General features: G+C 68.3%; 6 protein-coding genes. All 6 read left to right on the forward strand.

Features of this window, described 5'->3' with window-relative positions; all coding sequences use genetic code 11:
- Positions 1–15 precede the first annotated feature (15 nt).
- The 6 genes from fusA to JOE64_RS02425 all read left to right on the forward strand — a co-directional run bounded on the left by fusA (position 16) and on the right by JOE64_RS02425 (position 16657).
- The gene (fusA, locus tag JOE64_RS02400; RefSeq protein ID WP_204962785.1) at positions 16–2130 is read left to right on the forward strand and encodes an elongation factor G; all 2115 of its coding nucleotides are present in this window, start codon (positions 16–18) and stop codon (positions 2128–2130) included.
- A gap of 167 nt (positions 2131–2297) precedes the next feature.
- Positions 2298–3491, forward strand: coding sequence for an elongation factor Tu (gene tuf, locus JOE64_RS02405; protein ID WP_204962786.1), 1194 nt, complete (start codon positions 2298–2300; stop codon positions 3489–3491).
- Between the two features lie 318 nt (positions 3492–3809).
- Positions 3810–6815 (forward strand): SpaA isopeptide-forming pilin-related protein, encoded by a 3006-nt coding sequence (locus tag JOE64_RS02410; protein WP_204962787.1) that lies wholly within the window; start codon positions 3810–3812, stop codon positions 6813–6815.
- Positions 6816–6956: 141 nt separating this feature from the next.
- Positions 6957–8429 (forward strand): SpaH/EbpB family LPXTG-anchored major pilin, encoded by a 1473-nt coding sequence (locus tag JOE64_RS02415; protein ID WP_204962788.1) that lies wholly within the window; start codon positions 6957–6959, stop codon positions 8427–8429.
- Positions 8430–8579: 150 nt separating this feature from the next.
- Positions 8580–9425 (forward strand): class C sortase, encoded by an 846-nt coding sequence (locus tag JOE64_RS02420; protein ID WP_204962789.1) that lies wholly within the window; start codon positions 8580–8582, stop codon positions 9423–9425.
- Between the two features lie 305 nt (positions 9426–9730).
- A complete protein-coding gene (locus tag JOE64_RS02425; RefSeq protein ID WP_204962790.1) occupies positions 9731–16657 on the forward strand; it encodes a DUF5979 domain-containing protein in 6927 nt (2308 codons plus the stop codon).
- Positions 16658–16851: the final 194 nt, after the last annotated feature.

Here is a 16851-nt window from a genome sequence, read left to right on the forward strand (position 1 = left end):
AAGTAAGGACACCCCGTGGCACAAGAAGTGCTCACCGACCTCAACAAGGTCCGCAACATCGGCATCATGGCGCACATCGATGCCGGCAAGACGACGACGACCGAGCGCATCCTCTTCTACACGGGTGTCAACCACAAGCTCGGCGAGACGCACGACGGTGCGTCGACGACCGACTGGATGGAGCAGGAGAAGGAGCGCGGCATCACGATCACGTCTGCCGCCGTGACCTGCTTCTGGAACAAGAACCAGATCAATATCATCGACACGCCCGGACACGTCGACTTCACGGTCGAGGTCGAGCGGTCGCTGCGCGTCCTCGACGGCGCCGTCGCCGTGTTCGACGGCAAGGAGGGCGTCGAGCCCCAGTCCGAGACCGTGTGGCGTCAGGCCGACAAGTACGACGTCCCCCGCATCTGCTTCGTCAACAAGATGGACAAGCTGGGCGCCGACTTCTACTTCACCGTCGACACGATCGTGAACCGCCTCGGTGCCAAGCCCCTCGTGCTGCAGCTGCCGATCGGTGCCGAGAACGACTTCGTCGGCGTCATCGACCTCGTCGAGATGCGGGCCCTCGTCTGGCCCGGCGATGCCAAGGGCGATGTCACCATGGGCGCCAAGTACGAGGTCCAGGAGATCCCCGCCGATCTCGCCGACCGCGCGGCGGAGTACCGAGAGAAGCTGCTCGAGACGGTCGCCGAGACCGACGAGGCGCTGCTCGAGAAGTACTTCGGCGGCGAAGAGCTCACTCTCGCCGAGATCAAGGGCGCGATCCGCAAGCTCACCGTCGGCGGCGAGCTGTACCCCGTGCTGTGCGGCTCGGCGTTCAAGAACCGCGGCGTGCAGCCCATGCTCGACGCGGTCGTGGACTACCTCCCGTCGCCCCTCGACGTGCCCGCCATCCAGGCGCACGACCCGAAGGACGAAGAGATCGTCATCGAGCGTCACCCCGACGCCAACGACCCGTTCGCGGCGCTGGCGTTCAAGGTCGCGGTGCACCCGTTCTTCGGTCGCCTCACCTACATCCGCGTGTACTCGGGTCACCTCGACTCGGGCGCCCAGGTCATCAACTCGACCAAGGGCAAGAAGGAGCGCATCGGGAAGATCTTCCAGATGCACGCCAACAAGGAGAACCCGGTCGACTCGGTCACCGCGGGCAACATCTACGCCGTCATCGGCCTGAAGGACACCACCACCGGTGACACCCTGGCCGACCCGGACAAGCCCGTCGTCCTCGAGTCAATGACCTTCCCCGAGCCCGTCATCGAGGTCGCCATCGAGCCGAAGACCAAGGCCGACCAGGAGAAGCTGGGCACCGCGATCCAGAAGCTCGCCGAAGAGGACCCGACCTTCCGCACCGAGCTCAACCCCGAGACCGGCCAGACGGTCATCAAGGGCATGGGCGAGCTGCACCTCGACATCCTCGTCGACCGCATGAAGCGCGAATTCCGCGTCGAGGCGAACGTCGGAAAGCCCCAGGTGGCCTACCGCGAGACGATCAAGAAGGCCGTCGAGCGTCACGACTACACGCACAAGAAGCAGACCGGTGGATCGGGTCAGTTCGCGAAGATCCAGTTCGCGATCGAGCCCCTCGAGGTCACGGCCGAGAAGACGTACGAGTTCGAGAACAAGGTCACCGGTGGCCGCATCCCGCGCGAGTACATCGAGCCCACCAACCAGGGCTTCCAGGACGCGATGAACGTCGGCGTGCTCGCCGGCTACCCCATGGTGGGCGTCAAGGCGATCCTGCTCGACGGTGCCAGCCACGACGTCGACTCGTCCGAGATGGCGTTCAAGATCGCCGGCTCGATGGGCTTCAAGGAGGCCATTCGCAAGGCCAACCCCACCATCCTCGAGCCGCTCATGGCCGTCGAGGTGCGTACTCCCGAGGAGTACATGGGCGACGTCATCGGCGACCTCAACTCCCGTCGTGGACAGATCCAGTCGATGGAGGACGGCTCGGGCATCAAGATCGTGCGCGCGCTCGTCCCGCTGTCGGAGATGTTCGGCTACATCGGAGACCTGCGCTCGAAGACCTCGGGTCGCGCCGTCTACTCGATGGAGTTCGACTCGTACGCCGAGGTCCCCAAGGCCGTCGCCGACGAGATCGTCCAGAAGAACAAGGGCGAGTGATCGCACGGATGCCGGGGGTTCCCGAGCTCGGCGGAGGAACCCCGGCATCCGTCATCACCGCTCCGGTGACACACAACTTCATACGCATACACTAGAAACATCCCCGTAGAGCCTCGGTCGCAATCCAGCGCCCGGAACCTCTACACGAATGTCCTGAGGAGGACCCAGTGGCCAAGGCCAAGTTCGAGCGGACCAAGCCGCACGTCAACATCGGAACCATCGGGCACGTCGACCACGGCAAGACGACGCTCACCGCCGCGATCTCGAAGGTGCTCGCCGACAAGTACCCGTCGGCGACCAACGTGCAGCGTGACTTCGCGTCGATCGACTCGGCTCCCGAAGAGCGCCAGCGTGGTATCACGATCAACATCTCGCACGTCGAGTACGAGACCCCCAAGCGCCACTACGCGCACGTCGACGCGCCCGGTCACGCCGACTACATCAAGAACATGATCACCGGTGCCGCCCAGATGGACGGCGCGATCCTCGTGGTCGCCGCGACCGACGGTCCCATGGCGCAGACGCGTGAGCACGTGCTGCTCGCCAAGCAGGTCGGTGTTCCCTACCTGCTGGTCGCCCTCAACAAGAGCGACATGGTCGACGACGAGGAGATCCTGGAGCTCGTCGAGCTCGAGGTTCGCGAGCTCCTCTCGTCGCAGGACTTCGACGGCGACAACGCCCCCGTCGTTCGCGTCTCGGGCCTGAAGGCTCTCGAGGGCGACGCCGAGTGGGTCGAGAAGATCGTCGAGCTCATGGACGCCGTCGACGAGTCGATCCCCGACCCGGTGCGTGACAAGGACAAGCCCTTCCTCATGCCCATCGAGGACGTCTTCACGATCACCGGTCGTGGCACGGTCGTGACGGGTCGCGCCGAGCGCGGCACGCTCGCGATCAACTCCGAGGTCGAGATCGTCGGCATCCGCCCGACGCAGAAGACCACGGTCACGGGTATCGAGATGTTCCACAAGCAGCTCGACGAGGCCTGGGCCGGCGAGAACTGTGGTCTGCTCCTGCGCGGCACCAAGCGTGACGACGTCGAGCGCGGCCAGGTCGTCGTGAAGCCCGGCTCCGTGACCCCGCACACCAACTTCGAGGGCACGGCGTACATCCTGTCCAAGGAGGAGGGTGGCCGTCACAACCCGTTCTTCACGAACTACCGCCCGCAGTTCTACTTCCGCACCACGGACGTCACCGGCGTCATCACGCTGCCCGAGGGCACCGAGATGGTCATGCCCGGCGACACCACGGAGATGTCGGTCGAGCTCATCCAGCCGATCGCCATGGAAGAGGGCCTCGGCTTCGCGATCCGTGAGGGTGGCCGCACCGTCGGTGCCGGTACCGTCACCAAGATCCTGAAGTAATTCCGCTTCACCACGAAGACCCTCGGGGAAACCCGGGGGTCTTCGTCGTGCTCGGGACGTTACGGTGGCACCGCAAGGTGAGAAGTATTATCTTGACCCCTCTCGGAGCCCGGGTTAGCGTCAGTCCTGGTTGGGTCGTAGGCCGGGGGGCCGGGCTCGACTGAGCGGACTGTGGGAGTCCGCTGACATCGTGCGTCGCGTTGCCGCGTTCGCACGACGAAGTGACGGGTTGTGGGGACCATGAGCGCTGCTCTCGATGGTTTTGGAGACGCTTCCACGGGGGAAAGCCGACGCGGTCGGCGGCACCGTGCGCACCGCATGGTGCTGCGCCGCCGCTGGTACGCCACGGGAGTCGTGACGCTGCTCTCAGGCGCGCTCGCCCTCTCGGGGGTGGCGCCGCTCGCTCTGGCCGCGGAGGCGCAACCGTCGCCCAGCGCGACCGGAGCCGCGCCGAGCCCGGTCGATTCCGGAGCGGGGAACGAGGGCGGCGCGTCGAGTGCGCCGGCGCCGTCGGAGACCCCGTCGGTGTCGGCGCCCGTCCCGAGCGACGAACCGAGTCCGAACGGCGACCCGAGCCCCAGCGACGAGCCGGCGCCCGTCCCGAGCGACGAGCCGGCGCCCGTCCCGAGCGACGAGCCGACGGCGGTTCCCGCTCCGTCGCCGTCCGAGAGCGTGACGGCGCCCCAACTCCGCTCGCTCGTGGCGCCGCTCACCGTGCCGGCCCCGTCCGCCGGGCAGGCCGTCATCACGGTCAAAGTCGGCACCGACCGCACCGGAACCGCCGGCGTCACCGCCCTCGCGGGCGTCACGCTGCTGCTGAACACGGGCGGTACGTCCGGGCCGAGCGGCACGCGACCCGATGGCGTCGCTGGGACGGGCGACGGGTGGGCCAAATGCGTCTCCGATGTGTCGGGGGACTGCTCGTTCGTGGTTCCGACGTCGGGGCAGGGCAGCCAGCAGGGCACCCGCCCATGGGTCGTGCAGGCCGGCGTCCCCACGGGGTACTACTCCAACCCCGTCCTGCGGGTGGGTGGCTACAGCGGCGCGGGCAGCACGTTGAGCTATGTCTTCCGGCTCCGTGCCGCGCTCCAGTCGGGCACGACCTACTCGTCGCTGAACTCCGCTCAGCTGATGGCGAGCACGTCCGATGACGTCGACGCATCCGGTGGGTGGTGGCAGCAGTCGCGGACCAACCCGACACTGAGCGCACAGTGCGGTCTGGATGTCGCGCTGATCCTCGACCTGTCCGGGTCCGTCGGCACCGATCTGCCGAACCTGAAGGCGGCCGCGGACACCTTCGTGAACTCCCTCGTGGGTACGCCGTCGCGGATGTCGCTGTTCTCGTTCTCCTGGGAGTCGCCCGCCAGCGGCGCCACGCAGAACTACCCCACGCTCGTACCCATGTCCACCACGGCACAAGCGAACACCTTCAAGCAGCGCTACTCCGGCTGGTCCTCCGACGGCGGCACGAACTGGGATCGCGGTCTCGCGCTGCCCGCCGCCGCCAACACCGCTTCGAACAGATTCGACGTCGCAGTGGTCATCACCGACGGTAATCCGACAACCTTCAACGAGCCCGATCAGGGCGACGGCGCCACGAACCGCTTCCAAGAGACGGAGGCGGGGATCTTCTCGGCCAACGCCCTGAAGAAGGAGGGAACACGTGTCATCGCCTTCGGAGTCGGCGCGGGCGCCAGCGGGACCACGACGGCGCGGAACCTGCGGGCGATCTCGGGCGAGGTCGCGTACTCCGGCAGCAACCCGTCCACGGCGGACTATTACCAGACGACCAACTACCAGGCGGTGGGCCAGGCTCTGCGGGCTCTCGCCCTCGGGAACTGCTCGGGGAACCTGACCGTCACCAAGCAGATCGTGCCGAGCGCGGCTCCCGCCGGCTCCATCCAGGGAGCAGCGCCGGCAGGAGCGGGATGGACGTTCAACGCCCAGTCCAACACGGCGGGCGTCACGACTCCCTCGCCGTCGGCGACGACGACCGGCGACGGCACGGGCACCGTGGGCTTCCCGCTCGCCTTCACCGGCGGCACGACCGCCGGGAACCTCACCGTCGCCGAGCAGCAGCAGACCGGGTACACGCTGACCCAGGTCGGTGGGGCGAACGCCGTCTGCACCAACCTCAACACGGGGTCGGCTGTGCCGGTGACGAACGCCGGGGCGCTCGGCTTCACCGTCAACGTCCCGCGCGAGGCCGCGGTCAACTGCACCGTCTACAACCGGGAGCCGAGTCCCGAGGCGGACGTCACGGTGGCGAAGAAATGGGTCATCAACGGCACCGCGTACAACGAAGGCGCCCAGCCGTCGGGATTCTCGGCGAAGCTGAGCCTGACCGGGCCCGGTGCCGCCGGGGCGACGCCGCAGCCGTGGGGTCAGTCGCGCTCCGGGTACACGGTCGGACAGTCCACCACGCTCAGCGAAGCGGTCACTCTCCCGAACCCGTCTCTCTGCACGAACGTCGCGACCGTCACCGAGGTCAACGGCGCCCCGGCCACCATTCCGCTCGGTTCCGGCTACGCGCTCAGCCTCACGACGCAGAAGAACACCGCAACGGTCACGAACGTCGTCACCTGCAAGGCCACCCTCACGCTGAAGAAGATCGTCGACAACACCAACGGCGGGCCTTCGTCCACGGATCCCTGGACCCTGACGGGCGCCGGGCCCCAGACGATCTCCGGTGTCTCGGGATCTCCCGCGGTGACCGGTGCGACCGTCACGCCCGGCGGGTATGCCCTGAGCGAGAGCGGACCGACGGCCGGCTACACGGCGAGCGCATGGACCTGCACGGGTGGCACCCTCACCGAGGGCACGGTTGCGGTGCCGAGCGGTGGGAACGTGGTGTGCACCATCACCAACACCAGTAAGCCCGGCGTCGCTTCATGGACCAAGACGGATGCGTCGTCGGCTCTCCTCGGAGGATCGGTGTGGACGCTCACCGGCCCCGGCGCGAACGGGCCGAGTGTTCAGGTCACCGACTGCGTGCAGAATCCCTGCGCCGGGCCCGATGCCGACCCCGCACCCGGGCGGTTCGTCGTCGCGGCCCTGAAGTGGGGTTCCTACACGCTCGTCGAGAAGACCGCTCCGATCGGCTATCTCGTCGACGCGACGCCGCACCCGTTCACGATCGACGCGGCCAACGCCGGCACCACGGTCGTCGTGGGGGCATTCGTCAACGTGCCCGTCGTGCCTCCGACGCTGCCGCTCACCGGCGGCATCGGCCGCGACGCTTACGTGATCGGCGGCTTCGCGGTTCTCGCCATCGGCGCCGCAATCTTCGTCATCCGACGGCTCCGACGCACGCGTCGGGTGTGAGCCCGGCCCCGTCGATACCTCCGAGCATCGACGGGGCGGTCCCGCCGATCCCGGGCTGGTGGCGATGCCGCCCGCTCCCGAGCAGCAGTACACGCGTTGCCGTCCGAGCGCACGCGTTTCGAACCAACGAAAGGTGGAAGCATGAAGAACAACACAGGCGCCCTGCGGCGCCTCGCGATGGGGGCGGGAGTGATCGCCCTGGCCCTCGTCGGGGTGAGCGGGATCTCGAGTGCGGCCAACGCCGCCGGCTTCCCGGTCGTCCCCGACCAGACGGGGTCGCTGACCGTGCACAAATACGCAGGCGACCCTATCCCGGGCGCGCCCAACAACGGTACGAAGATCGACGGTCCCATCCCCCGTACCGCTCTTCAGGGGGTCCAGTTCACGGTCTGGCAGGTCGGCAAGCCGAGCGGCTCCACCTGCACCCCGGTGAGCCTGACCACGCCCGCAGGGTGGGCGGACGTCACCGCCGCCTCCGCCGCGCTCGCGGCAGCGCCGGGGAGCATCCCCACCGGATTCTGCGCGGTCACGACGGCGGGGACGACGCAGCCCACCGACGCGACGGGCGCGACCACGTTCGCGGGTCTCAAGGGCCTGTACTTCGTCAAGGAGACGGGCGCGGGCGACAACCTCATCAAGACGCCGGCGGCCCCCTTCCTGGTGACCGTCCCGTTCCCCGTGACCGGCAGCGGCGGCACCGCCGACAGCTGGCTGTTCGACGTGCACGTGTACCCGAAGAACCAGCTCAACGAGTTCACGCCGCAGAAGACGGTGGACGCGTCGAACAAGGACGGCGTCGTCGTCCCGGGCGCAGTCGTGCCCTGGACCATCAGCGTTCCGGTGCCGAAGTCGCCGTTGCCGTACACGTCGCTGACCATCGCCGATGTGCCGGCGGCGGGGATGACCTTCACCGCCTGGGGAACGATCTCGGTGAACGGCACCGCGCTCGTTCCCGCCGACTACACGATCACCGGCGCCAGCGTCGCCCTCACGACGAGCGGTCTCGGCAAGGTGAACGCGCTGGCGGCATCCGGTGACGTGACCGTCACGGCTGCGCTCACCACCACCGTGACCGGCACCGTGGTCGGCTCCATCAAGAATGACGCGAACGTCACCCTCAACGGCACGACGAAGCCGGTCAACCCGCCGACGACCAACTGGGGCACGCTCCGCGTCCTGAAGCAGGATGCCGCGAGCACGACACCGCTCGCCGGGGCCGAGTTCGCCGTCTACGTCAAGACCGGTGCCGACTGCACCCAGCTGCCGACCACGCCTGCGGCCACGGGCACCACCGGCAGTGACGGCACGTTCTCGCAGGCACTGTGGGTCAGCAACACGAACGCGGGTGCCGCCGCCGGCACGAAGGACTACTGCCTCAAGGAGACCAAGGCTCCCAGCGGGTACGTCCTCGACAGCGCCGTGCGGCTCGTGACGATCAGCCCGGCGGGCACGGCTGTCACGAACTACACGTTCCCGAACACGAAGGTGAACGGGCCGCAGCTGCCGCTGACCGGTGCCGACGGCACCGTGTGGTTCACCGTCGGTGGCCTGGCGCTGATCGTCGTCGCCGCGGGAGCGCTGCTCGTCCTGCGTCGTCGCCGCGCCGAGCACTGATCCGATCCGGGGGGATGGGGCTCGCCCCGTCTCCCCGGACCCCGCCACCGTCCTCGCACGAGACGAGACCTCATGACCATGACCGCCGAGTCACCCGCTCCGGGGGGCCCGCCCCCACGCGAGGCCCCGCCTCGCGTCCGGCGATGGCGGATGCCATGGGGGGCCACGGGCGCCGTCGGCCTGTTGCTCGTCGGATTCGGCGTCCTCGGCTACCCCGAGATCGCGAGCTGGTTCTCGCAGTATCAGCAGTCCACGCTCATCGCCGAGGTGGCCGGCACTCAATCGCTCGAGCGCAGCGCCGACCTCGACGCGCAGATCGCGGCGGCGGCCCGCTACAACGATCTGCTCATCGGAGGGGCGCTGGTGTCACCGGACAGCCGCGTGCCGACCGCCGCCGGTGACCCGGGCGCGCATGCGCAGTACGAATCGCTCCTCAACGCCAACCACGACGGGGTGATGGGGCGGCTGCGCATCGATGCCATCGGCGTCGATCTGCCGATCTACCACGGAACCAGCGAACAGACCCTCGCGCGCGGGGTCGGCCACCTCGAGGGCACCTCGCTTCCGGTGGGCGGATCGTCGCAGCGTGCCGTGTTGACGGCGCACCGGGGCCTTCCCGAAGCGACGCTGTTCGACCACCTCGATCAGGTGAAAGTCGGAGATCTCGTGACGATCGAGATCTTCGGGGAGGTGCTCTCGTATCGGGTGTTCGAGACGCAGGTCGTCCTACCGGAAGACTCGCAGAGGGTGATGCCCGTGCAGGGGAAGGATCTCGTCACACTCGTCACCTGCACGCCTCTCGGCATCAACTCGCACCGCATCCTCGTCACCGCCGAGCGGGTCACACCCACACCGCCGGATGTCATCGCGTCGGCCGGCGCTCGACCGGACCTCCCCGGATTCCCCTGGTGGGCACTGATCGGGGGGCTCCTCGTCGTGGGCGGGGTCGCCTATATCTGGCGCAGCGGATACGCCGGCGAGCGCTCACGACGGTAGCGCGGGCGCACCACGACCCCCACAGACCGGGTGGGACGGGCTTCCCCAAGGGCCCGTCCCACCCCCATTTCGTTCAGGAGCAAGATGCGCTGACCGCGCGGCGTGAAGCGGTGAGCCGTTTCTCGAGATGACGCTCGCACCCATCCTCGTCGAAGGTCCGTTACCTGACTGTGCTAGCGTGCGATTGCATTCTTGTGCATCGGGGGAGTGGGAACTGGGTTTCCCCCGTGTGCGAACTGGGACCGCTCGACAGCGTCGAGCGATGAAATTGGGGAGAACCTCGATGGCAGGTCAGCCACCGATCATTGCTGCGCGCGCGCAGCGTTCGCGCCGGCATCGCCGGACTCATCACCACCGCGCTCGTCGCCGGTCTCATCGGTGCGGGGGTCGCGCCGGCGTCCGCCGTGACGACGGGAGGGACGTCCAACGCGGTCTCGGGCCTCGTGTTCGAGGACTTCAACGGCAACGGAGCGTTCGACAGCGGCAACGCGGCGAACACCGGCATCGCGAACGACGCGCCGATCGCCGGTGTCGTCGTCGCCGCCTACGACGCAACGAACACGCAGGTCGGCTCTGTGACGACGACGGCCGGGAACGCGAACTACTCGCTCCCGATCGCTTCGAGCGTCCCCGCCGGCGCACGCCTGCGCGTCGAGTTCACACCGCCCGCCGGTTACGAGAGCTCCGCGCACGGCACGCAGAACGGCACCAGCGTGCAGTTCGTGACGGCCGGCTCCACCTCCGTGAACTTCGCGGCTCTGCGCCCGGGCGAGTACAACTCGGGCAACCCGGGCCTCGCCGTGGCGATCCAGTCCGCCGGTGACCCGACGAAGGTCGCCAAGGAGGTCGCCGACCTGCCCGCGCTGGTGGCGACGCCCTGGAGCACCGCGGAGAACTCCGGTGGGGCGACCTTCCCCGGGCGTAAGACCTATGCGACGTTCGGACAGGTCGGCGCGCTGTCGAGCACCGTGTTCAACCCCGCGGACATGTCCCTCTTCGCCGCGGCCGCATACAAGCGCGAGTCCGGTCTGGGACCACTCGGCATCGGTGGGATCTACCGTGTGCCGGGCGTGCTCACCGCCGACGGCTCGCTGAAAGACTCCTCTGGTGCGCCGGAGAAGTGGCTCGACGTCGCGACGCTGAACATCGACCTCGGCCAGGTGAAGTCGAATGCGGATCGCGGGCTGGCAGGGGCGACCGATCCGGCGGCCGACATCGACGCCTTCCAGAAGGCGGGTAAGGTCGGCATCGGAGGAATGGCGATCGACGCGCAGGGCAAGGTCCTGTACTTCGTCAATCTCAAGGATGCGAAGATCTACGCGATCGACATCGCGAGCAAGACCCTGCTGGGTTCATGGGCGACTCCGGTCAACGACGTGACGACGCAGCGCGCCTACGCACTGACGCTGCGCGCCGGTAACCTCTACGTCGGCTACAACGACACGGGATCGACGCCGTTCCAGTCCGCGGACGCCGCGGGGCTCAAGTACTACGTCGCCCGCGCGGCTGTCAGCGGCAACGGCGCTCCGGGTGCCTTCGCTACGGTCCTTTCGGGTCCGTTGGGGTACCAGAAGGGCAACCCGGCCGTATCTGCGGCCGACCCGGGCACCTACCCGCAGATGACGCGATGGAACTCGTGGACCGACGTGTGGAGCAAGGACTCCGCCAGCGTCGGCATGAACGCGAGCTGGGGGTGGTTGCAGATCTATCCCCAGCCGCTTCTGTCGTCCGTCGCGATCGAGTCGGACGGCTATCTGACGGTCGGCTTCCAGGACCGCACCGCGATCCAGGGCGGCAACCGCAACGTGTCGGCATCCAACCCGACTGTGCAGAACGGCAACGCCTACTTCCAGACCATCTCGAGCGGCGACATGCTGCTCGCCGCCCCGAAGGGTGACGGCACCTACACGCCTGAGTCCGCCGGCATCGCCGGCGGGCGCAAGGCTGCCCCGAACCGTGATCAGCTGCCGACCACCGGAGAGGGACCCGGCGGCAACGAGTTCTGGTACGACCGACAGGACAAGGGTCTGGGCGGTTATCACCGCGAGGGATCGTTGGGCTCCGTCGTCGCCGCGCCGGGCGTCGCCCAGATCTCTTCGACGTTCATGGATCCGCTCGGGATGGTCCGCGTGACCGGACTGGCGTGGTTCGACAGCACGAACGGCAACAACGTGCGCGGCTATGAGCAGACGAAGGACGACGGTCTGAGCACGCTGTCCCCGACCTTCCAGAAGGGAGGCGGCCTGGGCGCCGTCGCCCTGATCACGAAGTCGGCACCGGTCGAGATCGGCAACCGGGTGTGGTTCGACGCGGACGGCAACGGCCGTCAGGACGCCGACGAGCCGTCGATCCAGGGCGTGACCGTCGAACTGCGCAACGCCGCGGGGACGGTCATCGGCACGACGACCACCGACTCGAACGGCGAGTACTACTTCCGCACCGAGGACTCGGCGACCGGAGGCACCCCCGGGTTCACGAAGAACGGAACGTACACCGTGACGTTCGTGAAGCCGACCTCGGGCTCGGTGGCCCTCACCGGGGCCAATAGCAACACGTTCGGCACGGTCGACTGGTCGCAGGCATCCTTCACCGGTCAGAACGCCGCCGGCACGACGACCGCCAATGACTCGAACGCCGACGCGTCGGGCACCGCGACGGTCGTGGTCGGCGGGGCGGGCAAGAACGACCACACGATCGATGCGGGCATCCGTGCGACCGGGTCGTTCCAGGTCAAGAAGCTCTACGACAGCCAGACGCCGCCGACGCCCGGGCAGACCTTCACGATCTCCGTGACCTCCGCCACCGACTTCCGCGGCAAGGACGTGCTGAGCACACTGACGACCAAGGACTTCACCGTCGGCACAGACCTCGCGCTGGTCCCGGCGACGCCACAGCAGCTCCCGGTCGGAACGAAGATCACGATCGCCGAGAAGGGGGATGCCTCGGTCAAGAACGTGACCTATGACCCGAACACCCGCACGATCACCACCAACGGAGGTGCGGCGCAGACGTTCACCGTCACCAACACGCTGTTCCGCCCGGGCACGTTCACGGTGAGCAAGAAGGTGACCGGCGACTTCGACGGTCAGCTCACGGCAACGGGCACGCTGAAGGACACGACCTTCACCGTCGCGTACACGTCTCCCGCAGGAACGGGCTCGCTGCTGCTGAACCGCGACAACGGGTGGAAGGCGTCGTCCTCGAAGCTGCCGTACGGCGCGAAGGTGACGCTCTCGGAGCCGACCATCGCCAACGCCCCGGTGAACGTGAAGTGGAGCACTCCCACGTGGTCCGCCAGCGAGATCACCATCGGTGACGGAACCGACACCGCGGTGACTCTCACCAACCCGTCGACCGCGCTGGTGGGTGGGTTCTCGGTCACCAAGAAGGTGACGGGCGCGGGCGAACCCCTCGTTCCCTCCGACTACTCGTTCACTGCGCAGTACTCCACGTCGCCCGATGGCGGCTGGAAGGACCTGTCGGTGACGAAGAACGGTACCGTCGCGGGTCCGACGGACCTGCCGGTCGGCACGGTCGTGTACCTGCGCGAGTCGGCGCCGGGAAGTCTCACCGGTGTGAGCTGGGGCCAGCCCTCGTTCTCCGGATCGGGAGTGGTCTCCAGCGAGGACACGCGCTACGCGGCCAGCCTCACCATCCCGGCCGGCTCGGACGTCGCTCCGGTCGCTGTGGAGCTCACCAACCCGACCCAGCAGAAGACGGGTCAGTTCTCCCTCACGAAGAAGGTCGAAGGCCCGGGCGAGAAGCTCCTGGCGGACGGCTACACCTTCACGATCGGCTACACCTATCCCGGTCAGACGTCGCCGCAGACGGCGACGGTGACCAACGGCGGTTCGTGGACCTCGGCCCCGCTCGTCGAGGGCACGAAGGTCACGATCACCGAGGTCGCTCCCACCGGTGGCCTGCCCACCGGTGCTGCCTGGGGCACGCCGACCCTCGAGGTCGACGGAGTCCCGCAGGACAACGGCGCGACGATCACGATCGGCGACGGCACCACCGTCGCGGTCACGGTGAAGAACCCGACGACGGTCACGCCGTCGCTGACCATCACCAAGGGTGACGGCGACGCGAAGACGGGCACGATCGTGAACGAGGCCGACACCGTCGCCGACGGTGCCGTCTACACGGTGGGCGAGACGCGCGACATCGTGATCCGTGTCAAGAACACCGGGCCCGAGCCGCTGCGCGAGGTGACCCTGACCGACGAGGTCCGGGCCGGCGAGCAGATCAAGGGTCTCGTCTGGACGCTCCCCGGTGGGGCGAAGCTGAACGCCCAGTGGGACGCCGATTCGAAGACGTGGACGGCTCCCTGGCCGGGCACGTTCGGTGACGGCACCGAGTCCTGGGCGGTCGGCGACGAGATCGTCGGAACCGCCACCCTGACCCTCACGAACGCGACCAGCCCCCACCAGGACGTCGCAGCCGTCGAGGCGACCGGCAAGTACAGCGGCACCACGCTCACCAAGGACAACCCCTACAACGCGTTCACGGCGGGGATCCAGGTGATCAAGTACGACGGTCAGAAGAGCGACCCCGTCGTGTTCGATTCGGCGGCCGAGAAGTGGGTCCAGCCCGGCAAGCCGCTCGCGGATGCCTCGCAGGACGCGAACACCGCCGACGCAGCGGTCGTCTACCCGGTCGACACGGCGCGGAAGGTGCGCTGGGTCGTCACGAACACGGGTTCGACGGCGCTGACCAACATCACCCTGAAGGATGTCACCGGCGCGGGCCCCGCGATCGGCGACGACTGGACGGCCGATCTGTCCGCCTTCGGCGGCCTGACAAGCTACTCCTTCGCCCACGACGGCGTCTGGCGGGGCGTGCTGCCCGCCGGTGCATCGTTCTTCGCGCAGGGCACTCTGACCCTGCCCGCGCAGACGACGCACGAAGACACGGTCACGGTGACGGGTGACGTGGTGGCTCCGGCGACCAATCCGCGCACGGGCGTGCCGACGGACGAGCCGGCACGTGACGACAGCGGCAACCCGGTTCTGGCGCACAAGCCCGGCACCGACGGCGGTCCGTGGACGCTGACCGATTCCGACCCCTTCCACGCGAAGACCGGCATCGGCCCGAAGGTCGCGATCACCAAGGGTGATGGCACCGGCGAGACCATCGCCCACGAAGCGGACACCGTTGCCACCGGCCAGGCCTACGAGCCCGGCTCGGGACGCACGATCGTGCTGCGCGCGCAGAACACCGGTGACGAGCCCCTCGTCGACGTGACGCTGACGGACGTGACCACGGCGGGCGGTCGGATCGACGACCTGCAGTGGAAGCTGCCCGACGGCACGGTGCTGCCGGCGACCAAGGTCGGCGACGACACCTGGGCGGCGACGTGGAACGGGCCGTGGGCTCCGGGCGACTGGATCATCGGCACCGCCCACCTGACGCTCGGTGCCTCGGCTGCCGTGCACCAGGACGACGTGAAGGTGGATGCCAAGGGCCAGCTCTCGGCGAAGCCCGTCACCGACCACAACGGGTACAACGCCTTCACCGGCTCGATCCAGGTGATCAAGTACGACGGACAGAAGCCCGACCCGGCGGTCAAGAACGACGCCGGTGCGTGGATCACGCCGACCAAGCCCCTTGTCGACCCGGCGCAGGACGCCAACGACAAGGACCACGCGGTCGAGTACCCCGTGGACACCGCGAAGAAGGTGCGCTGGGTGGTCACCAACACCGGTTCGACCTGGCTCACCGATCTGACCCTCGCCGACGTCACGGGCGAAGGCCCGGCGATCACGGGTGACTGGACGGCGGACCTGTCCGCGTTCGACGCCTCCGCCGGGGCGAGCACCTACTCGTTCGTCCACAACGGCACCTGGCACGGGCTGCTGCCTCCGGGAGCGTCCTTCTTCGCCGAGGGCACGCTGACGCTGGCCGCCGAGCAGATCCACCAGGACACGGTGACGGTCGTCGGAACGGTCGTCGTCCCTGCGGACGACGAGGCGGGCAAGCCCACGAACAAGCCGCTGCTCACCGAGGGTGGCACTCCGGTGCGCGCCATGGTGGACCGTGGCGGCGACCGTCCGGTCGACTTCACGGTGACCGACAACGATCCCTTCAACGCCTGGACGGGCGTGGGACCGTACGTCGACATCGAGAAGGGCGATGGCACCGGCACGCAGATCGTGCACGACGCCGACACCATGACCGACGCCCAGTTCTACACGCCGGGCGAGACGCGGACGATCGTGTTCCGGGTCACCAACACGGGTGACGAGAAGCTCCGACAGGTCACGCTGACCGACGAGGGCATCTCGGGCGGGACCATCACGGACCTCGTCTGGACGCTGCCCGATGGCACCACCCTCCCCGCCACGCGGACGGAGACGGGTTGGAGTGCCACGTGGGCGGCGACCTTCGACGGCGGAACGGCGACGTGGGACCCGAAGGCGGTCATCACGGGAACCGCGACGCTGACCGTCGGTCTGTCCGACCAGCCCCACGTCGATCGCGCGACGGTCACCGCCGTGGGCGCCGGTTCCGGCAAGCCGGTCACCGATCGGGACGCCTACAACGCCCTGACCTCGGGTATCCAGGTGATCAAGTACGACGGCAACAAGGCCGACCCGGCGGTGAAGGACGGCGACGGGAACTGGATCGTTCCCTCCAAGCCGCTGGTCGACGCCGCTCAGGACGCCAACGACACCGGGCACGCGGTCACCTACACCGCGGGTACGGCGAACAAGGTGCGCTGGGTCGTGACCAACACGGGAACCACGTGGCTCACCGCGATCACGCTCGCCGATGTGACCGGTGCCGGCCCCGCCGTGGGGTCGGGCTGGACGGCGGACCTGTCCGCCTTCGGCGGCCCGTCGAACTACAGCTTCGTGAACTCGGGTACGTGGCACGGGCTCATCCCGCCGCACGCGTCCTTCTTCGCGGAGGGTTCGCTGACGCTGGGTGAGGGTGCGGCCCACGCCGACACCGTCACGGTCACGGGTACCCCGGTGGTCCCCGCGGTGGATGAGGGGGGCACCCCCCTGAACAAGCCGCAGATCGGCGAGGACGGCACGCCCGTCGTCGTGAAGGACGCCGCGGGCAACCCCGTCGTCCTGACCGACGCGGACCCGTTCCACGCGAAGACGAACCTGCCGGCCACCGGTGGCTCGTTCGCCGTCACGATCTGGACGTTGTCCGCCCTGCTGGTGCTGGTGCTCGGAGCGATCCTGGTGCTGCGTCGCCGTCGCAGCCTCGGTGAGGTCTGACGCACGACGCTGACAGCCTGAGCACGAAGGGGTCGGATGCCGCGAGGCATCCGGCCCCTTCGTCGTCATCTCGGAGGGGCATCGCATCGTCGGCGGCCGCGTCGACCCGACGCGGCGGCATCGCGCCCGCACGGGGCCGCACGCGTGCGACCGCCCGCATCACACAGATGCACGCAGCGTCGCAGAGGGCCGCG

It is taken from the genome of Microbacterium dextranolyticum, assembly GCF_016907295.1.
Lineage (GTDB): Bacteria > Actinomycetota > Actinomycetes > Actinomycetales > Microbacteriaceae > Microbacterium > Microbacterium dextranolyticum.

Excerpts from the sequence above, each read along its gene's own strand:
- JOE64_RS02410 (WP_204962787.1), top strand. The coding sequence starts at position 3,810 with ATGGTGCTGCGCCGCCGCTGGTACGCCACGGGAGTCGTGACGCTGCTC.
- JOE64_RS02420 (WP_204962789.1), top strand. The coding sequence starts at position 8,580 with ATGCCATGGGGGGCCACGGGCGCCGTCGGCCTGTTGCTCGTCGGATTC.
- JOE64_RS02415 (WP_204962788.1), top strand. The coding sequence starts at position 6,957 with ATGAAGAACAACACAGGCGCCCTGCGGCGCCTCGCGATGGGGGCGGGA.